Source organism: Lysobacter capsici, assembly GCF_018732085.1.
Classification (GTDB): Bacteria; Pseudomonadota; Gammaproteobacteria; order Xanthomonadales; family Xanthomonadaceae; genus Lysobacter; species Lysobacter capsici_A.
On sequence record NZ_CP076103.1, the window covers coordinates 735,431 to 755,352 of the forward strand.

At 67.9% G+C, this 19,922-nt stretch carries 14 protein-coding genes; 10 read left to right on the forward strand and 4 right to left on the reverse strand.

Annotation, left to right across the window (positions count from 1 at the left end):
- Positions 1-89: 89 nt before the first annotated feature.
- Positions 90-443 (forward strand): hypothetical protein, encoded by a 354-nt coding sequence (locus KME82_RS03000; RefSeq protein WP_215497214.1) that lies wholly within the window; start codon positions 90-92, stop codon positions 441-443.
- Between the two features lie 230 nt (positions 444-673).
- Here the strand turns inward: KME82_RS03000 and KME82_RS03005 are convergent, their stop codons facing one another.
- Positions 674-895: a hypothetical protein gene (locus KME82_RS03005; RefSeq protein WP_215497215.1), complete on the reverse strand. Its 222-nt coding sequence runs from the start codon at positions 893-895 to the stop codon at positions 674-676.
- A 320-nt stretch (positions 896-1,215) separates the two neighbouring features.
- Here KME82_RS03005 and KME82_RS03010 point away from each other — a divergent pair, with 320 nt between their 5' ends.
- The 7 genes from KME82_RS03010 to KME82_RS03040 all read left to right on the forward strand — a co-directional run bounded on the left by KME82_RS03010 (position 1,216) and on the right by KME82_RS03040 (position 16,149).
- Positions 1,216-1,698, forward strand: a complete 483-nt coding sequence (locus KME82_RS03010; RefSeq protein ID WP_215497216.1) for a fasciclin domain-containing protein — start codon at positions 1,216-1,218, stop codon at positions 1,696-1,698.
- A 164-nt stretch (positions 1,699-1,862) separates the two neighbouring features.
- Positions 1,863-10,643 (forward strand): GH36-type glycosyl hydrolase domain-containing protein, encoded by an 8,781-nt coding sequence (locus KME82_RS03015; RefSeq protein ID WP_430538783.1) that lies wholly within the window; start codon positions 1,863-1,865, stop codon positions 10,641-10,643.
- Positions 10,640-10,873, forward strand: a complete 234-nt coding sequence (locus KME82_RS03020) for a hypothetical protein (RefSeq protein WP_252255605.1) — start codon at positions 10,640-10,642, stop codon at positions 10,871-10,873. Before KME82_RS03015 ends, KME82_RS03020 begins: the two co-directional genes overlap by 4 nt.
- A gap of 233 nt (positions 10,874-11,106) precedes the next feature.
- Positions 11,107-13,902 carry a M16 family metallopeptidase gene (locus KME82_RS03025; protein ID WP_215497217.1) on the forward strand — a complete coding sequence of 932 codons (2,796 nt, stop codon included), beginning with the start codon at positions 11,107-11,109 and terminating at the stop codon, positions 13,900-13,902.
- A 410-nt stretch (positions 13,903-14,312) separates the two neighbouring features.
- Positions 14,313-14,780: an OsmC family protein gene (locus tag KME82_RS03030; RefSeq protein WP_215497218.1), complete on the forward strand. Its 468-nt coding sequence runs from the start codon at positions 14,313-14,315 to the stop codon at positions 14,778-14,780.
- Complete coding sequence (locus KME82_RS03035) at positions 14,777-15,736, forward strand: pirin family protein (protein WP_215497219.1); 960 nt, start codon at positions 14,777-14,779, stop codon at positions 15,734-15,736. The genes KME82_RS03030 and KME82_RS03035 overlap by 4 nt, the downstream gene beginning before the upstream one ends.
- 5 nt (positions 15,737-15,741) lie before the next feature.
- On the forward strand, positions 15,742-16,149 hold the full coding sequence (locus KME82_RS03040) for an OsmC family protein (RefSeq protein ID WP_215498949.1): 408 nt from the start codon (positions 15,742-15,744) through the stop codon (positions 16,147-16,149).
- A gap of 138 nt (positions 16,150-16,287) precedes the next feature.
- Here the strand turns inward: KME82_RS03040 and KME82_RS03045 are convergent, their stop codons facing one another.
- The 3 genes from KME82_RS03045 to KME82_RS03055 are packed head-to-tail and all read right to left on the reverse strand — an operon-like array spanning position 16,288 to position 18,040.
- The gene (locus KME82_RS03045; protein WP_215497220.1) at positions 16,288-16,716 is read right to left on the reverse strand and encodes a hypothetical protein; all 429 of its coding nucleotides are present in this window, start codon (positions 16,714-16,716) and stop codon (positions 16,288-16,290) included.
- Positions 16,717-16,752: 36 nt separating this feature from the next.
- The gene (locus tag KME82_RS03050) at positions 16,753-17,148 is read right to left on the reverse strand and encodes a hypothetical protein (RefSeq protein ID WP_215497221.1); all 396 of its coding nucleotides are present in this window, start codon (positions 17,146-17,148) and stop codon (positions 16,753-16,755) included.
- Between the two features lie 16 nt (positions 17,149-17,164).
- Positions 17,165-18,040: a hypothetical protein gene (locus KME82_RS03055; protein WP_215497222.1), complete on the reverse strand. Its 876-nt coding sequence runs from the start codon at positions 18,038-18,040 to the stop codon at positions 17,165-17,167.
- A gap of 453 nt (positions 18,041-18,493) precedes the next feature.
- On the opposite strand from KME82_RS03055, the gene KME82_RS03060 reads away from it, so the two are divergent.
- A complete protein-coding gene (locus tag KME82_RS03060; RefSeq protein WP_215497223.1) occupies positions 18,494-18,928 on the forward strand; it encodes a PepSY domain-containing protein in 435 nt (144 codons plus the stop codon).
- Between the two features lie 177 nt (positions 18,929-19,105).
- Positions 19,106-19,876 (forward strand): ATP-grasp domain-containing protein, encoded by a 771-nt coding sequence (locus KME82_RS03065; protein WP_215497224.1) that lies wholly within the window; start codon positions 19,106-19,108, stop codon positions 19,874-19,876.
- Positions 19,877-19,922 lie beyond the last annotated feature (46 nt).

Below are 19,922 nucleotides of genomic sequence, written 5' to 3' on the forward strand. Positions count from 1 at the left end.
GGGACGCGCCCCGGTCCGAGGCGCGTCGTGTCCGCCGAAGCTGATCGCACGCCGCACGCCGCACGCCGCGGACACGGCAGGGCAATCGCATGCGCACCGGTCCGATCGCGCGTTGGGTCTACAATCCTCGGATGGATCAACAGCTCATCATCAAGTTCTGGCGCAAGTCGCTGGCCGACGAAGCGTTCCTTGCAACGATCGAGGACGAGTTGAAGGCGGTCCTGGGCAAGACGGTCGAACTGGAGGGCTACGACGTCAGCGCGAAGGAGATCAATCTGTTCATGCTGACCGCCGACCCGCGCCACTCCTTTCGCCGCGCCAAGGACGTGCTGGAAGCGAAAGGCATCCACAACGGCATGTCGGCCGCGTTCCGGCTGGTGGGCGGCGCGAAGTTCACTTCGATCTGGCCGCTGCGCTCGACGCGCAAGTTCACGCTGCCCTGATCGATCTGTCTGCGTACCGAACAGGCGATGCATGCGGTCGCTCGCGCGATCGCGCCGAGCATGAGTCGACGGGCAGGAACGGCAACGGCGTGTCGCGGCCGACGTTCGTCGCGAACGAGCGATCCAGGCCGGCGATGTTCATTCGATAGCCAAGCCGGTCGACCGCGATATCGGTCAACGCATCCGCATCGCCCGCTTCACCCGAGCTATGCCTGCATCGATTGGACGGTTCACCAGCGCCCCTGCTCGTCGTGGACCTGGGTTGCGATCGGTCCGCCGTCGTCGCGGAAGTAACGCTTGCCGGACATCGCCGCCGCCGGTCGTCCAGGCGATTGCGGTCGCATCGGCCAGCCTTCGCTTTCCGCCGTCTCCATCGCCAAGGCATAACGGCGCGCTGCCGATCGTGTCGGGCGGTCGATGCGAGCGAAGTGCGGATGGACGCGCGAGTGCATGAGTATTCCGGCTGCGCTTGTGGCGACGCGCGAGAGCGGCCGATAGCGGTCGCATGAGTACTTGCAGCGATACCACCATAGCAGTCGCCGCCACCGCGCATGTGACGATCGCCGGTACGAGCGCGCACGGATCACGGTTAGCTAACACTCGGCGGCGCAGTGTAGGCCGGCGACACGACGCAACGTCGTGGCAGTGACTCAGGCGCGGCGATTGACATTGCCCAACCGCACGAGCCTAGAACTCCCCGCGTTTGTGGGAGATGCGGCTTAGGCCGTTGATTGATCCGTTTCTGACGGATCGTAGCGAAGGCGAAATCTTGATGAATACCCCGATGGCCCCGGCCGGCGCGATGGCCGATTCCGCTGCCCGTGCCTTGCCCGAGACGGCGCCGAAAAACCTGCTCGAAGTCGCCGCCGCGCAAGGCTCGTTCTCGATTTTCTGCGACGCGGTCGAGCGCGCCGGCCTGACCGAGCTGCTCAACGGCAACGGCCCGTTCACCGCGTTCATTCCGATCGACGCCGCATTCGGCAAATTGCCCGAGGGCATGCTGGAAATATTGTTCCGTCCGGAAAATAAATCACAACTCGCCGACGTGCTGTATGGCCATCTGGTGCCCAAGCGCAAGACGGTGGTCGAGTTCGAACGCTGGGACGCGTTGAAAACCGTCAACGGTCGCAACGTCGCGATCCAGTCGGTCAACAAGCAGGTCAGCTTCGGCACCGGCAAGGTCACGTTGCCGAATATCTATTCGAGCAATGCGGTGATCCACGGCATCGACCGGGTCAACCTGCCGACCAACTAGCTTTTCCGTCTCGCCGCATGACCAGCGATCGCTGGTCGAGCGACGCGTGGTTCCGATGTTTTATCTACGGTACTTCCTTGGGTCTGCACGCCAGAACATTTGGCCCCGACAGTCGATCGTCTGAGTCTGGCTGAACCTGGCGGCCGCTAAAGTTTGGATATCGTATGTCCTATGTGTGGCGAATTCTCAGTCATTGGTTGCGCTTGCACCGGCGTTTGTGGCGCTGGGGGCGGATAGCGAAGGGAAGGCACTGGCTCGCCGAGGAGCCGCTGCGTTCGCGCCTGCTCAGCGCCGAGCAGATGGAGCAGCACGGCAAGGCGCTCGCGCAGAGTCATCGGGTGCAGGCCGCGGAAGGCTCGGACCTGCTGCTGGCGCGGCTCAAGGACAACGAGGGCGTGCTCGGCGACGCCAGCGCGCTGCTGACCCAGATGGTGCAGGACGAGGTGCGCATCACCCCGGCCGGCGAATGGTTGCTCGACAACTATTACCTGATCGAAGAACAGATACGCACCGCGCGCCGGCATCTGCCCAAGGGCTACAGCCGCGAACTGCCGGCGTTGAGCGAAGGGCCGGGCACCGGCATGCCGCGCGTCTACGATCTGGCGATGGAGGCGATCGCCCACGGCGACGGCCGCATCGACGCCGAGACGATGACCCGCTTCGTCGCCGCCTATCAATCGATCACCCCGCTCAAGCTCGGCGAACTGTGGGCGATCCCGATCATGCTGCGGCTTGCGCTGATCGAGAACCTGCGGCGCATGGCGGTGCGGGTGATGCGCGATGGCCTGGATCATCGCCGCGCCGCCGAGTGGTCGGGGCAGCTCAACGAAACCGCCGACAACAATCCCAAGGACGTGGTCCTGGTCGTGGCCGACATGGCGCGTTCGGACCCGCCGATGACCGGCGCCTTCGTCGCCGAACTCGCGCGCGGACTGCACGGCCGCAGCGCGGCGCTGGCGATGCCGATCAGCTGGATCGACCAATGGCTGACCGACGGCGGCCACAGCGTGGAAGAACTGGTGCGTTCGGAAAGCCAGCAGCAGGCCTCCGACCAGGTCTCGATCAGCAACAGCATCGGCAGCCTGCGTTTCCTGGTCAACATGGATTGGCGCGAATTCGTCGAGACCATGAGCCTGGTCGACCACGCCCTGCGCGAAGATCCGCTCGGCGTTTACGCGCTGATGGATTTCAACACCCGCGACATGTACCGGCACGTGGTGGAAAAACTCGCGCGCCGCAGCGGCACCAGCGAAACCGACGTGGCCGCGATCGTGCTGGAACTGGCGCGCTCGGCCGGCGACGCGCAGGGCAGCAAGGCGCATGTCGGCTATTACCTGATCGACGACGGCACCGCGCAGATCAAGGAGGCGCTGGCCGCATCCGGACGCGCGCGCACGCCGGTGAGCCTGAGCCGGAAGCGGGTGCCGTTGGGCGCGTATCTGCTGCCGATCGGACTGGTCGCGGCGGCGTGCAGTTACGGCCTGCTGTGGCAGACCCGCGAAGTTACCTTGGGCCTGGCGCCGCTGCTGGTGCTGGCGGCGTTGGCCTTCATCGCCTTCAGCGACCTGGGCATTCAGCTGGTCAACTGGCTGGCGACGGTGTTGATCGCGCCCAAGCCGTTGCCGCGCCTGGACTATTCCAAGGGCTTGCCGGCGCAGGCGCGCAGCCTGGTGGTGGTGCCGGCGATGCTGACCAGCGCGCAGGCGATCGATCGCCTGGTCGAAGGCCTGGAAGTGCGCTTCCTCGCCAACCGCGACACCTACCTGCATTTCGCCCTGCTGACCGATTTCCTAGACGCCGGCGAGCAGACCCTGCCCGGCGACGAGGCGCTGGTGACGCACGCGGCCCAGCACATCGAACGCCTCAACGCACGCTATGCCGGCGAACGCGGCGACCTGTTCTTCCTGTTCCATCGCCCGCGCCTGTGGAACGCGCAGGAACGCAAGTGGATGGGCCTGGAGCGCAAGCGCGGCAAGCTGGCCGCGCTCAACCGCTTGTTGCGCGGCGGTTCGCGCGAATCGTTCTCGCAGGTCACCGGCAACACCGACGTGCTGGAGAACGTGCGCTACGTCATCACCCTGGACACCGACACGCGCCTGCCGCGCGACGCCGCGCGCGAGTTCATCGCGACCTTGTCGCATCCGCTGAACCAGGCGCGCTTCGACGAGCGCCGCCAGCGCGTCACCCGCGGCTACGGCATCCTGCAACCGAGCGTCGGCAGCGGCATGAGCGAACGCCGCAGCTCGCGCTATGCACGCATGTTCGGCAGCGAGGCGGGCATCGATCCGTACACCCGGATCGTCTCGGACGTCTATCAGGACTTGTTCGCGGAAGGCTCGTTCGTCGGCAAGGGCATCTACGACGTCGATGCGTTCGAGTACGCGCTGGCCGATCGCCTGCCCGATAACCGCGTGCTCAGCCACGATCTGCTCGAAGGCTGCTACGCGCGCGCCGGCCTGATCAGCGACGTGCGCCTGTTCGAGGACTATCCCTCGCGCTATGCGGCCGATGTGAAGCGCCGTTACCGCTGGATCCGCGGCGACTGGCAGCTGTTGCCGTGGCTGCTGCCGTGGGTGCCGCGCATGCGCGGCGGCTTCGAGCGCAATCCGCTGTCGTGGCTGTCGCGCGGCAAGCTGCTCGACAATCTGCGCCGCAGCCTAGTGCCGGCCGCCGCGCTCGCGTTGCTGGTGTGGGGTTGGGCCACCTTGCCGCAGCCCTTGCTGTGGACCTTGTGGCTGCTCGCGCTGTGGCTGGCGCCGATGCTGGTGCTGGCCGGCTGGGAACTGCTCCGGCGGCCGGCCGACATGGCCTTGGAGACGCATCTGGTCCAGGTCGGCGGCTCGCTCGCGCGGCAGTTGCAACGCGCCTTCGTGACCTTGGCCTGCCTGCCGTTCGAAGCGTTCTTCGCCCTCGGCGCGATCGTCCGCACTCTGTGGCGGATGACGATCAGCCGTCGTCGCCTGCTGCAATGGAATCCGTCGAGCGAAGTCGAGCGCAGCCTCGGCGATCGTTTCGGCGCGGAACTGCGCGAGATGTGGTCCGCGCCGGTGTTCGCGATCGCGGTCGCTTCGCTGTTGGCGCGGGTGCAGCCGGCCTCGCTGTGGATCGCCGCGCCGTGGCTGGCGGCGTGGTTGATCTCGCCGGCGTTGATGGCCTGGCTGGGGCGTCCGCCCAAGCAACGGCGCGCCGGTCTGTCGCATACGCAGGTGCGTTTTCTCGGCCGCCTGGCCCGCCGCACCTGGGCGTTCTTCGAAGTGCATATCCGCGCCGAGGATCACTGGCTGCCGCCGGACAACTTCCAGGAGCATCCCGCGCCGGTGGTGGCGCGGCGCACCTCGCCGACCAATATCGGCCTGTCGCTGCTGGCCAACCTGAGCGCCTACGACCTGGGCTATGTGCAGATCGGCGCGGTGATCGAGCGCACGCGGCTTGCGCTGGCCACCTTGGAAACCTTGCCGCGCCATCGCGGCCATTTCTACAACTGGTACGACACCGAGACCCTGCAGCCGTTGCCGCCGCGCTACATCTCCACGGTCGACAGCGGCAATCTCGCCGCGCACTTGCTGACCCTGCGCCAGGGCCTGCTCGCGCTGGCCGACGAACCGGTGCTCAGCGCGGCGGTGTTCCAGGGCCTGGCCGATACCTGCGGCGTGCTCGAGGACAACCTGCGCAATGCGCGCGCCGCGGCGAAATCGCCGGCGCAAAGCCAGGCCGCGGCCGCGTTCCGCGAGCGGGTCGAAGCGATCCTGGCCGAACCGCCGCGCGCCGTGGATGCGATCGAGCGTTGTCTGTCGGAGTTGTTGGCGCTGGCGCAAGCGATCGAATCCAGTTGTACCGACGTTGACAGCGCAAACGACGACGAGACCACCTCGCGCTGGCCGCGCGCATTGACCGACGCCTGCCGCGATGCATTGCAGGAACTGGCCGACTTCCTGCCCGCACACGCCATGCCGGCACGGCCGACCGACGACGAGCCCGAATCCACCCTCGGCACCGCCGCCATTCCCAGCCTGCGCGACCTGCTGCGGCAATCCGACGACGGCGAGGTGCGCGAACGCGCGCGCCGCCGCATCCGCGAACTCGAACGCCTGGCGCACATCGCCGGCCAGTTCTCGCTGATGGAGTACGAGTTCCTGTACGACCGCGGCCGCCATCTGCTGGCGATCGGCTATAACGTCGACGAACGCCGCCTGGATGCGGGCTACTACGACCTGCTCGCGTCGGAAGCGCGCCTGACCAGCTTCGTCGCCATCGCCCAGGGCCAGTTGCCGCAGGAGACCTGGTTCTCGCTGGGCCGCCTGCTGACCGAGATCGACAGCGGCGCGACCTTGCTGTCGTGGAGCGGCTCGATGTTCGAGTACCTGATGCCGCAGTTGGTGATGCCGAGTTATCCGGACACCTTGCTCGACCAGACCGCACAGCACGCGGTGCTCGCGCAGATTCACTACGGCCGCCAGCGCGACGTGCCCTGGGGCATTTCCGAATCGGGCTACAACACCGTCGACACGCGCATGAACTATCAGTACCGCGCGTTCGGCGTGCCGGGGCTGGGGCTCAAGCGCGGTCTCGGCCAGGACCTGGTGATCGCGCCGTACGCCAGCACCATGGCGCTGATGGTGATGCCCGAAGCTGCCTGCCAGAATCTGCAACGTTTGACGGATCTTGGCTTCGGCGGCGAATTCGGCCTGTATGAGGCGATCGACTACACCCCGGCGCGGGTGCCGCGCGGCCAGGCCCACGCGGTGGTGCGTTCGTTCATGGCCCATCACCAGGGCATGGGCCTGCTCGCGCTGGACTATCTGCTGCGCGACCAACCGATGCAGAAGCGCTTCGTCGCCGACGCCGAATTCCAGGCGACCTTGCTGCTGTTGCAGGAACGCATCCCGCGCACCGGCGTGTTCCATCCGCACGAAGCCGAAGCCAGCGGCGCGCGCGCCGCGCCGCCGGTCACCGAGACCCAGCTGCGGGTGTTCCGCAATCCGGCGACCGCGCGGCCGGCCGTGCAGCTGCTGTCGAACGGCCGCTATCACGGGCTGCTGAGCAGCGCCGGCGGCGGTTACAGCCGCCTGGGCGACATGGCGGTCACGCGCTGGCGCGAGGACGCCACCCGCGATCATTGGGGCGCGTTCTGCTATCTGCGCGATGTCGACACCGGCGAGTACTGGTCGGCGACCCATCAGCCGACCTGCGTGCCGGTCGAGCATTACGAGGCGATCTTCTCCGACGCCAAGGCCGAGTTCCGCGGCCGCAAGAACCGTTACGAAACCCATCTGGAGATCGCCATCTCCGCCGAGGACGATATCGAGCTGCGCCGGCTGCGGGTGAGCAATCATTCGCGCCGCACCCGCACCATCGAGATCACTACCTACGCCGAAGTGGTGCTGGCGCCGGCGTTGTCGGACGAACTGCATCCGGCCTTCAGCAATCTGTTCGTGCAGTCGCAGATCGATCGCGACAAGCAGGCGCTGCTATGCACGCGCCGGCCGCGCGCGCACGACGAAGTGCCGCCGTGGATGTTCCATCTGATCGCGGTCCACGACGCCGACATCGGGCAGATTTCCTACGAAACCGATCGCGCCCGTTTCCTCGGCCGCGGCAACACCCCGCGCGCGCCGCAGGCGATGCGCGGCGACGCGGCGCTGTCGGATTCGGTCGGCTCGGTGCTCGACCCGATCGTCGCGATCCGCACCCGCATCGAACTGGCGCCGGACCAGACCGCGATCATCGACATGGTCACCGGCGTCGGCGCCGATCGCGCCGCCTGCACCGCGTTGATCGATCGCTATCGCGACCGGCGTCTGGCCGATCGCGTGTTCGACCTGGCCTGGACCCACAGCCAGGTCGTGCGTCGCCAGATCAACGCCTCGCAGGCCGATGCGCAGCTGTACGAGCGTCTGGCCGGTTCGATGGTGTACGCGCATCCCTACCTGCGCGCCGAGCAATCGGTGCTGCTGCAGAACCGACGCGGTCAGTCGGGGCTGTGGGGGCATTCGATCTCCGGCGATTTCCCGATCGTGCTGTTGCAGATCAGCGAGGCCGACAACATCGAGCTGGTCCGGCAGATGGTGCAGGCGCATGCGTATTGGCGCCTGAAGGGGCTCAATGTCGACCTGGTGATCTGGAACGAGGAACAAAGCGGCTATCGCCAGCAGTTGCAGGAACAGATCCTGGGGCTGGTTTCGGCCGGCCCGGAAGGCAGCGTGCTCGACCGGCCCGGCGGCATCTTCGTGCGGCCGATCCAGCAGATGTCGCAGGAAGACCGCATCCTGTTGCAGGCGGTGGCGCGGGTCATCATCAGCGACAAGCGCGGCACGCTGGCCGCGCAAGTGAGCCGGCACGTGCCGCCCGAACGCGGCGCGGCCTTGCTGTGGCCCGACGGCGCGCCGGTCGCGACCGAACCGGCGGCGCTGCCCGCGCCAACCGCGACGGACGAGTCGGGCGTGCTGCTCGGCTTGCCGCCGCCGCATGTCGACAGTGACGACGACAGCCGCTTCGACAGCTGGCCGTTCGAACCGGTCAGCGCGTCGTTGAATTTCGACAACGGCACCGGCGCGTTCGGGGCCGACGCGCGCGAGTACGTGATCGAGCTGCGCGAAGGCGAACCCACGCCGGCGCCTTGGTCGAACGTGATGGCCAATGCGCAACTGGGCACGGTGGTCAGCGAGAGCGCGCCGGGCTATACCTGGTTCGAGAACGCGCACGAATTCCGGCTGACGCCTTGGCACAACGATCCGGTCGCCGACACCGGCGGCGAAGCCTTCTATCTGCGCGACGAAGACACCGGCCGGGTGTGGTCGCCGATGCCGCTGCCGTGTCGCGGCCGCGGCGCGTACCGCACCCGCCACGGGTTCGGCTATAGCGTGTACGAGCATGTCGAGGACGGCATCGCCAGCGAGTTGTGGGTGTATGTCGGGCTGGAAGACGCGGTCAAGTATTCGGTGCTCAAGCTGCGCAACCGCTCCGGCCGCGCGCGCCGGATCACCGCCACCGGTTATGTCGAATGGGTGCTCGGCGACATCCGCGCGCGTTCGCAGATGCACGTGGTCAGCGAAATCGATCCGGCCAGCGGCGCATTGACCGCGCGCAATCCGTACAACACCGAGTTCGAAGGACGCGTCGCGTTCTTCGACACCGACAGCGACGGCTGCACCTTTACCGCCGACCGCACCGAGTTCATCGGCCGCAACGGCGACCTGGGCCATCCGGCGGCGATGCTCAACGAGCGGTTGTCCGGGCGCCTGGGCGTCGGCATGGACCCGTGCGCGGCGATCCAAGTGCCGGCGCCGCTGGCGCCGGAAGAAACCTGCGAGATCGTGTTCCGGCTCGGCGCGGCGAGCGATGCCGCGAGCGCGGCGCAGCTGATCGATCGCTGCAAGGGCGAGTCCGCGGCCTACGACGCGCTCGATGCGGTGCGCATGCACTGGACCCGCACCCTGGGCGCGATCCGGGTCGAAACGCCCGATCCCAGCGTGGACGCGCTGGTCAACGGCTGGCTGCCGTACCAGGCGCTGGCGTGTCGCTATGTCGCGCGCAGCGGCTACTACCAGTCCGGCGGCGCGTTCGGTTTCCGCGATCAGTTGCAGGACACCATGGCGACCGTGCATGCGCGCCCGGCGCTGAGCCGCGAACATCTGCTGCTGAGCGCCGAGCACCAGTTCCCGCAGGGCGACGTGATGCACTGGTGGCATCCGCCGTTGAATCGCGGCGTGCGCACGCGCTGTTCCGACGATTTCCTGTGGCTGCCGCTGGCCGCGTGCCGCTATCTGCAGGTCACCGGCGACATGAGCCTGCTCGACGAACAGGTCGGTTTCGTCGAAGGCCGCGCGCTCAACGCCGACGAGGAGTCGTACTACGACCGGCCGTGGACCACCGATCGCCGGCAACCGTTCTATGACCACTGTGTGCTCGCCTTACAGCGCGGCATGGAGTTGCTCGGCGAGCGCGGCCTGCCGCTGATCGGCAGCGGCGACTGGAACGACGGCATGAACCTGGTCGGCCAGGCCGGCCGCGGCGAAAGCGTGTGGCTGGGTTTCTTCCTGTTCGACACTTTGAACCGCTTCGAGCCGATCGCGCGGGCGCGCGGCGATGCCGCGTTCGCCGATGCCTGCGTCGATGCGGCAAAACGCCTGCGCGAGAATCTGCAAAAACATGCCTGGGACGGCGAATGGTACCGGCGCGCATGGTTCGACGACGGCACCCCGCTGGGCACCCATGAAGGCGACGAATGCCGGATCGATTCGATCTCGCAGAGTTGGTCGGTGCTGTCGGGCGCGGCCGATCCGGACCGCGCGCACCAGGCGATGGATTCGCTCGACCGCCATCTGGTGCGCCGCGACGCCGGCCTGATCCAGTTGCTCGATCCGCCGTTCGACAAGACCGTCAAAGACCCGGGCTACATCCGCGGCTACGTGCCCGGCGTGCGCGAGAACGGCGGCCAGTACACCCACGCCGCGGTGTGGGCGGCGATGGCCTTCGCCGAGTTGGGGGACGGCGCGCGCGCGTGGGAACTCGCGCGCATGATCAACCCGATCCATCACACCGCCGACGCCGCTTCGACCGCGCGCTACAAGGTCGAACCGTACGTGCTCGCCGCCGACGTCTACGGCGTGGCGCCGCATACCGGCCGCGGCGGCTGGACCTGGTACACCGGTTCGGCCGGCTGGATGTATCGCTTGCTGACCGAATCCTTGCTCGGCTTGAATCGGCGCGGCGACCGACTGGAACTGGCGCCGTGCATTCCGCCCGAATGGACGCAGTACAAGATGCACTATCGCTACCGCGAGACGCCGTACCTGATCCAGGTGCGGCAGGTCGAGCCCGGCGGCGATGAGAACGTTGCCGGCGTGAAACTCGACGGCGTCGCCCAGGACGGACTGAGTTTCCCGCTGGTCGACGACGGCGCATTGCATCAGGTCGAAGTGACCTGGCCGCGGGCGGCGTCATGAGCACGCGCCTGCAACTGGACATGGAGCTCGACCGGCTGGAGCAGATGCTGCCGCAATGGCGCGAGACGATGCGCCACGAAGCGCAGTTCTGGCCGCAGTTTCGCGCGCTGCTGGAGCCGATCGTCGACGGCCTGGACCGCGACGATCGGCAGTACGTGGAGGCGCGGGTCGCGCGCATGCTGACCTTGAACGGCTGCGATCCGGGCAAGCGGCACGGCGAAGGCTGGTAGCGCGGGTTGGCGTGGATTCGCGGCGACGCGCATCGCGTCGCCGCGCTTTCCCTGGCGGCGAGCGAGCTCGCGGCTGGTGGCTCGCTCGGCCCATGCCTGCATGACTTATGGCAGAGGGGGCGCGGCCCGGCGATTCGGGCAAACTCGGCGCCAACCATGGCTCAGGCGTTCTGCGAATGCGCGCACGGCAATGCTCCGGTCCTTTCGCTGTCCTGTTCGCCGTCGTGTGCTGCGTGGCATTGCCGACGGCTGTGGTTGCCGCGCCGCGACCGTCCACGCCCGAGGCCGGGCACGAAGCCGCGCTCCCGGCCGCACCGGCCTTCACCCAGCGCACCCTCGCCAACGGCCTGCGCGTCTACGCCATTCGCGACACCTCGGTGTCCGATGTCGCGGTCAACCTGTGGTACGACGTCGGCGGCAAGGACGATCCGAAAAACCGCTCCGGCCTGGCCCATCTGTTCGAACATTTGATGTTCAAGTCCACCGGCAACCTGCCGGCGGGCAGTTTCACCGGCCTGGCCGAGGACGTCGGCGGCAGCAACGACGCGTCCACCGAAGACGACTACACCCGCTACTTCGAGACCGTGCCGGCCGCGTACCTGGAGCGCATGTTGTTCGCCGAGGCCGATCGCATGGCCGGCCTGGTGGTCGATGCGCCGACGCTCGACTCCGAACGCAAGGTGGTGAAGGAGGAAATCGGCACGCGCGTGCGGTCGCAAGCCTATGGTCGCCTGGTTCAAGAGTATCTGCCGGCGCTGTCGTACTCGCGCCTGCCGTATGCGCGTCCGGCGATCGGCCGCGGCGACGACCTGGACGCGGCCACGCTCGATGAAGTGCGCGCGTTTCACGCGACTTACTATCGCCCCGACAACGCGGTGCTGGTGGTCGCCGGCCATTTCGATCCGGCGCAGCTCGATCGCTGGGTCGACCGCTACTTCGCGCCGATTCCGCGTCCCGACGCGCCGATCCCGCGAGTCGTCGCGACCGAACCGATCCGCGAAACCGCCAGCCGCCAGACCGTCTACGAACCGGCGACGCCGTTGCCGGCGGTGGTCAAGAGTTATCCGTTGCCGCGCGACGATCATGCCGACACGCCGGCGTTGATGGTCCTCGATGCGTTGTTGTCGGCCGGCGCGAGCGCTCGGCTCAACGCGCATCTGGTCCAGCAGCGTTCGCTCGCGCAGAGCGCGTCGACCCGGTTCGAACGGCGCCGGCTCGGCGGTTATCTGGCGGTCTACGCGATCCTGGCCGGCGAGGTCGACGTGGATGCCGGCGAAGCGGCATTGAACGAAGAAGTGGCGAAACTGCGCGACGCGCCGGTGACGGCGCAGGAACTGAGCCGGGCGAAGAACCAGTTGCTGACCACCGCGCTGCGCAGCCGCGAGACCCCCGACGGCCAGGCCATGGCGCTGGGCCGCGCGGTGCTGGTCGATGGCGATGCGAACGCCGACCAGCGTCAGCTGGTCGCGGCGTTGGCGGTAAGCGCGGCCGATGTGCAGCGCGTGGCGAACACCTATCTGCTCGAACGTCGCGCCGCGACCTTGCGCTATCTGCCGATCGATGCGGCACCGGCCGGGATCAAGGGCGACACCATCGCGGTCCGGCCCACGGTGGTCGAAACCACGCTGACGCCCGCGCAAAATCTGCCGGTCGTGACTCTGGCGCCGCCGGGCGAACGCATTGCGTTGCCGGCCGCGGGGCGCCCGGTGCTGCCGACGATTCCGACGCCGGTCGAATGGCGCCTGCGCAACGGCCTGCGCGCCGTGCTGGTGGAAAAACGCGGGCTGCCGTTGCTGACCTTGTCGATGGTGACGCCCGACGGCAGCGCCAGCGATCCGCTCGGCCGCGCGGGCCTGGCCGAACTGGGCACGGCGCTGATGACCCAGCGCAGCGCCGCCGCGTCGGCCGACGACATCGCCGGCCGGGTCGAAGCGCTCGGCGGGAGTCTGGGCAGCGGCGCCGGTCTGGACGCGGCCTCGGTCACCTTGAGCGTCGGTGCGTCGTCGCGCTCGGCCGCGTTCGCGATCCTCGCCGACATCGTGCGACGTCCCGCGTTCGCCGCCGAGGATATCGAACGCGCACGCAGCCAGGCGCTGGATGCGCTCGACGGCTACGGCGAAGACCCGATGCGGCTCGCGCGCCGCATCGCAGCGCGCGCGGTGTTCGGCGATGCGCCTTACGGCCGAGCGTCGTCGGGCACCGCGGCGAGCCTGAAGGCCATCACCCGCGACGACCTCGCCGCCGCGCATGCGCGCGCCTGGCAACCGGCGCGCGCGCGCTTGGTCGTGGTCGGCGACGTGAGCGCGGCGCAGGCGCGCGAGCTCGCCGAAGCGGCATTCGGCGATTGGCGGGTCGATGGGGTCAACGAAGCATCGCCGCCGCAGGTCACCTCGACGCCCAAGCCGCGGGTGATCGTGGTCGATCTGCCCGATGCGACCCAGGCCGCGATCGTCGTCGCCCGGCCCGCGCTCGCGCGCAACGATCCGGATTGGTACGCGGCTTTGGTTGCCAACGCCGCGCTCGGCGGCGGCAGCGCCTCGCGCCTGAATGCCGAGCTGCGCTACAAGCGTGCGTTGACTTACGACGCCGGCAGCCTGTTGAGCCAGACCCGCCAGCCCGGTTCGCTGATCGCGGCCACGTTGACCAAACCCGAATCGGCCGCGAGCGCGGTCGAACTGATCCTGGCCGAACTGCGCCGGCTCGGCGCCGAGCCGATGGACGAGGCCGAGTTGCAGGCGCGCAAGCAACTGGTGATCGGCGAATTCAGCCGCAAGCTCGGTACCGGCGCGGGCGTGGCCGGCCTGATCGGCAATCACGCCGGGCAGGCGTTGGCGTTGAGCGAAATCGGGCGGTTCATCGCCGCGGTCGAGCAGGTCACGCCGCAAGCCGTGCAGCAGGCGGCGCGGCGATCGTTCGACCCGAACGGCGCGAGCATTGTTGTGGTTGGAAATGCCAGGCGTTTCGCCGATGAACTGCGCAAGGCGCATCCGCAGGCCGAATCGATCACGGTGGACGACGCGCTGCGTTGAGGTGATCGCTTCGCGACCCGGCGCGCAACGCAGCGGGTCGCGCGGACGCCAAACCGGCGTATAACCGCGTGCAATCCCCTGTAGGAGCGGCTTGAGCCGCGACCGCGACTTCCACGTAACGACGCAAGCGATGCTTCGTGGTCGCGGCTCACGCCGCTCCTGCAGTCGGACACCGCCCTGGTACCGTCGATGCGGGCCTTGATCGACTGTCTGGCGATGCGGTTCGAACGCCTGCAGGAAGACCGAGGCCGCCGTCCAGTGTTCGCCGGGTGGGACTGTGCGTCTAGATTCCGGCGCCTTTCGCGCCGGTGCGGTGCGATATGGTTCGCCCATCGCCGCGCCGCGCGCGCGGCCGTATCGACGATCGATGTGCGGCGCAATGCGCCTTGGCAAAACTACGAGGATCTTGCATGACCGACCCCAGCGTGATTGTTCCCGGCGTGCATGCCGCCAGCGCGGCCGCGCCGTACCGGGTCGACCTGCGCGACGATCTCGGCCATCGGTGGCAGGCCGACGAACCGGCCGATCTGGGCGGCGGCGACACCGCGCCGTCGCCGGAACGGTTGCTGTTGTCGAGCCTGGGCGCCTGCACCGCGATCACCGTGCGCATGTACGCGGCGCGCAAGCAGTGGCCGTTGACCGACGTGCGGGTCGAGCTGCAATTCAATCCGGACGGCAAGCCCGAGGCCGGCACCGAGTTGACCCGCGTGGTTTCCTTGCTCGGCGATCTGTCCGACGAACAGCGCGAACGCTTGTTGCAGATCGCCAACGCCTGCCCGATCCACAAGGTGCTGACCGGCGAGGTGCGCATCGCGACCTCGTTGCGCGCGGCGGACGCGTCGAACGAGGCCGCGTCGATCCCCGGCGCCTCGCCATGAGCCGCGCCGAGCCGTCCGCCGAACCGGTGCGCAGCAGCGACGGCGCGCCATGCGCTGGCCAGCCGGTGCTGGAACGCATCGCCACGCGCAGCCGCGAGATCGCACCGGGCTTCGAAGTGCATCGCGCGGTGCCGTCGCGGACCCGGCGCAAGGTCGGCGCCTGGTGTTTTCTCGATCATGCCGGCCCGATCCAGCACGGCCCCGGCGCCGGTCCCGCGGTCGGTCCGCATCCGCATATCGGCCTGCAGACTTTTACCTGGATGCTCGAAGGCGAAGTGCTGCATCGCGACAGCCTGGGTTCCCAGCAGCTCATCCGTCCCGGCCAGGTCAATCTGATGACCGCCGGCCGCGGCATCGTGCACGCCGAAGAGCCGCCCGACGGCAACGCCGGCCGCGTGCATCTGGCGCAGTTGTGGATCGCGTTGCCCGAAGCGCAGCGTCAGCGCGAGCCGTCGTTCCATCACTACCCCGACTTGCCGATCCTCGAGCGCGGCGGCTTCCGCATCACCGTGCTGGCCGGCGAGGCCCTGGGCGAGCGCGCACCGGCGCAGGTGTTCACGCCGTTGGTCGGCATCGATCTGGCCGCCGACACCGCGGCCGCCACCGACTTGCCGCTGACGCCCGGGTTCGAACACGCGGTGCTGTGTCTGCAAGGTCGGATCGAAGTCGAAGGCGAACGCATCGAGGCCGACACGCTGCTGTACCTGGGCCTGGGCCGCGACACGGTGCGGCTGCGCTGCGACGGCGCGGCGCGGCTGTTGCTGATCGGCGGCGAGCCGCTGGACGAGGACTTGCTGATGTGGTGGAACTTCGTCGCGCGCACGCCCGAGGAAGTGTTGCAGGCCAGCGAAGACTGGAACGCCGGCCGTCACTTCGGCGAGGTGCCCGGCACCACGCTGGAACGCATTCCCGCGCCGGTTCCCGCCAACCTCAACCTCAAGGCGCAACGCGGATGAAAGCCATCTCGACCGCGCGGGTCTGGTCCGACGGACCGCATTATCGTCATCGCATCCGCGCCGGTGAGCACGATCTGATCGCCGACGAGCCGACCGCCGCGGGCGGCCAGGACGCCGGCCCGGCGCCCTACGATTACCTGCTGGCCGGGCTGGGCGCATGCACCGCGATCACCTTGCGCATGTATGCCGAGAAGAAGGGCTGGGGGCTGGGCGAACTGCGGGTCGAACTGACCGTGCTGAAGAACCGCGAAGGCGACACCCGGATCGAACGCGTCGTGCACAGCGATGCCGCCTTGAGCGACGAGCAATGGCAGCGCTTGCTCGAGGTGGCGGGCAAGACGCCGGTGACGCGGACCTTGCAGGAGGGCGCGAGGATCGATACGCGCCGTGGCGATGCGGTGCCGGCGGCTTAGTCGCGGGATCGCGGCGGCGTCTGAGCGCCGGACCGTTTGAGTTCGAGCCACGAAGGATTCGTGGCTTTCGATGCCGGTAAGCGGCGGGCCGGCACGGTCGTTTCGGATCGCGCGCGGCGCTTTTCATGTTCTGCGCGCTTAATTGATGATGCTGAAACCCGCCGGCGCGCGCGTCGGCCGCGGCGCATCGCAGTGGTACATGTCCAGGTAGACGCGGACCTTGGTTTCGCCGCATGCCACCTCGTAGCCGTCGACGATGTGATAGTCGGCCTCGCCCGGCTGCAGGGCCTTGTAGCCCATCATGTCCTCAATCAGCCGATTGGTGGCGTCGTCGCTCAGATCGTCCGGCAGCGGCGTGCGTTCGCCGAAATTGCCGCTGCGCTCGAAGGTCGGATGCTCGCGGTCCGGACACACCAGCCGGGCGAGGTACTCGTGTTCGCCGGGCGGCTTGCACACCTCCACGGCGTCTTGCTTGCTCAGGCCGTAGGCGGCGGCGACCTTGGGCGCTTCGGCGCCGGCGGTGCCGGCCACGAGCAGCAGCGTCAATGCAGTGGTACGAAAGTTCATCGCAGCGGTTCCTCGGTGATGGGCGCGGGTGAGTGGTCAGGTCGCGTCGTCGGTGGGCGGCACGATCCACGGCGGCGTCTTCAGCCAGTACAGGCAGTGAACGCAATGGTCGATCCAGTCGGCTGCCTGTCTTTGAAGGCCGGACGGGTTGCGGCCGCAATGCGGGCAGTAAAGGTCGGTCGCGTGGCGCTCGTGATCCAGCGCCAGCAATAGCCCGGCAAGCAGCGCGCCGGCCAGGCCCGATCCAAGCAGCACCAGGGCGAATGCGCCGTGCAGTACGGGCGCGCAATTCAATCCCAGACCGACCACCGCGACGATCGCCGCGACCGTCGTGGCCCTGCGGAACAACGGCGGGTGTGCGGCCAGTGCCTGCTGCCAAGCGCGTACGACCTGCGGATCGTAGACGGCGCGGATCGTCGGCGTGTCGGTCATGGCGAGCGGCCTGCGGCTAGAAGTGATTGCCGCAGATCGCGCACGAACCGGCCTCGCCGCCGTCCTTGCGAGGATTGGCCAGGATCGTGCGGATATGCGCCTGCCGCCGCTTCATCAGCGCGTCGTGCGGCGCGCCGTAGGTGACGGCGAGTTCGTACAGGGTGTTCGCGTTCTCGATCGAACCGCCGACCAGGTGCACGGTTGCCCAGTCGCGCAACACGTTGGCGACGATCGGATCGGTCGGTTTGACGAACTGGGTGCGTTCGAACAGCTGATAGCTCATCGAATCGTGCAGCATGGACGGGCTGACCGGCTTGCCGTCGTTGCCAGCCGGCATGGCCGGCATCGTCGGGACCAAGGCGTTGCCGAAATTCACACCGGCGACCGAGCGTTTGGCGAGATAGCCCGGGTCCTTCGCCAATGCGATCTTGCTTTCGAGAATGCGTGCGTGCAGCCATTCCGATCGCAGGTGGGCGTCGTTGTTGCGGCGCATGCCGATCCGGATCCAGCGCAGCGCGACTTGGTCGTGCCCGGCCAGTTCCAGCGCGGTGCCGAGGTTGGCCGCGGTTTCGTAACGTCCCGGCGCGGCGCGCTCGATCATCAGGAACTGGCGGATCGCGAGCGGGTACTGCCCTTGATAGATCAGCAGCACGCCCAGGTTGTTGAGATGGTCGAAGGTGGGCTTGGCGCGCGCGTCGGCGATCACCTTCTTGGCCCGCTCCATCTGCCAGCGCCGCCGCACCTGCTGGGTCAGGTGCGCGGTCAGCTCCTCGCCGACGATCCAGTCCGGAGAGAACGGGTGTCCCTGGTGATCGGTGCCGACGTAGTTGATGCAGGCCTGCGCGGCGGCTGGCAGCAGCAAGGCGGCCAGCAGCAGTGTCCTTGCGATCATCGCCTTTCCCCCGGGCCGCATCCGGCGGCCGAATGACGCCACGTTAGCCACTGGCGGGCGCCAAGCCAAGGGCCGCGCGGAGGTATTCGCGGCAAGCGATGCGAGCCGGCGCGTTCGAGCTGCATCGCGAGTGCCTGCGGTGCCGCGCGGGGCGCGGATTTCGGCCGAACCAGGCGCCTGCGATGCGTCATGGCGACAATGCGGGATAAAGCGAAGCGTCCGGATCAAGGACCGACGATTCGCATTGCCTGTCGCGCGTTCGGCCTTTCGATAGCGCCCGCCGATGAGACGTTAGCGGCCGGTGAGCGCGGCATGAGCCGCGGATAAAACCGGCGTGGCGCATTCGTGAGCGTCGATGACGAAACCATCGGCGAGCCGACTGAATACGCGGGTATTCATTTCCCGTTTGCACGCGCTGGCCACAATCGAGACCTCCTAAAGCGAGAGCACATCATGAAACCGATCATGCTGGCACTGGCGTTGGCCATCGGCGTTTCGACCGCCGCTTCGGCGCAGGAACCGCAGGCCCAGACATCGCTCACCGAGCACCAGATTCGCACCCGCCTGGCCGAACAGGGCTATACCAAGGTCAACGATCTCGACTTCGACGACGGCGTGTGGAAGGCCGATGCGCGCAGCGCCGACGGCAATCGCGTGCAGGTGCTGCTGGACCCGCGCACCGGCAAGGTCTACGCCAACGAACAAGTGACCCAGTTGAGCGAGCGCGACGTGCGCGCCGCGTTGTCGAGCGCCGGCTACACCGATGTCCACGATGTCGACTACGAGCAGGGCGTCTGGAACGCCAAGGCCGAGGACACCGGCGGCCGCGACGTCAAGCTCAAGCTCGACCCGCGCAACGGCAAGATCTTCGGTATCGAGAAGAACTGAAGCGGCGCGATAGGCGCGATGGGGCGGCGTCTCGTCTCGGCGATGGCCGCTCGTGATTCGGGCGGCCATCGCTGACGACGGACGATGCCGATCGCCGTATCGCCCGCGCGGGCCGACGCGAAGAAGCGTCGGCGCCGTTGCTACACTGGGCGCGATCCCACTGCCGCGAACCGCACCATGTTCGAGATCGCCTATGTCGAGAGCCGCGGCAACGGCCCCCTGGGCGAGGAGGAAACCCGCGTCGTCGCGGAACTGCAGCGTCGCGGCATCGCCCTGCAGTTCTTTACCCGCAAGCAGATCGACCGGCGCAGCCTGCCGTTGAATGAGCGCTGCTTCGTGATGGGTGCGATGCCGGCCATGCTCGGCGCCATGAAACAACTCGGCATCGAGGTGCCGCCGCCCAACGACTATCCGCAGGCGCTGCGCGGCCTGCTGCGCCGCGAGGTCTGGCAGTCCACCCTGGGCGAGGTCGAACGACGGATCTGGGACGACCTGCAGCTGCCGGTATTCGTCAAGCCGGCCGAGCGGATCAAGACCTTTACCGGTCGCGTGTTCGAGAGCAATGCCGATCTGTACTTCCTGGGTTCCGCGTCGCGCCGGCAGAAAGTGTGGTGCTCGCAAGTGGTGATGTGGCGTTCGGAGTTCCGCGCCTATGTGATCGGCGCGCAGGTGGTCGCGCTGGATCCCTACGACGGCGACGCGCAGCTCGCGCCCTGCGGTCGGACCATCGCCGAGGCGGTGCATGCCTTTCGCGACAGCGGTCAGGCGCCGGCGGCGTACGCGATCGATTTCGGCGTGCTGGCCGACGGCCGGACCGCCCTGATCGAAGTCAACGACGGCTATGCGCTCGGGGCCTATCGGATCGACGCGGCGCCGTATACCGATGTGTTGCTGACGCGGTGGGCCGAATTGCTGACCAGGCGGCGGGCGGCGGCGCCGGCCGGGTGAGCGGGGCCATGGGGCGGCAGATCGACGGCGCCCGACCCTGGCCGCG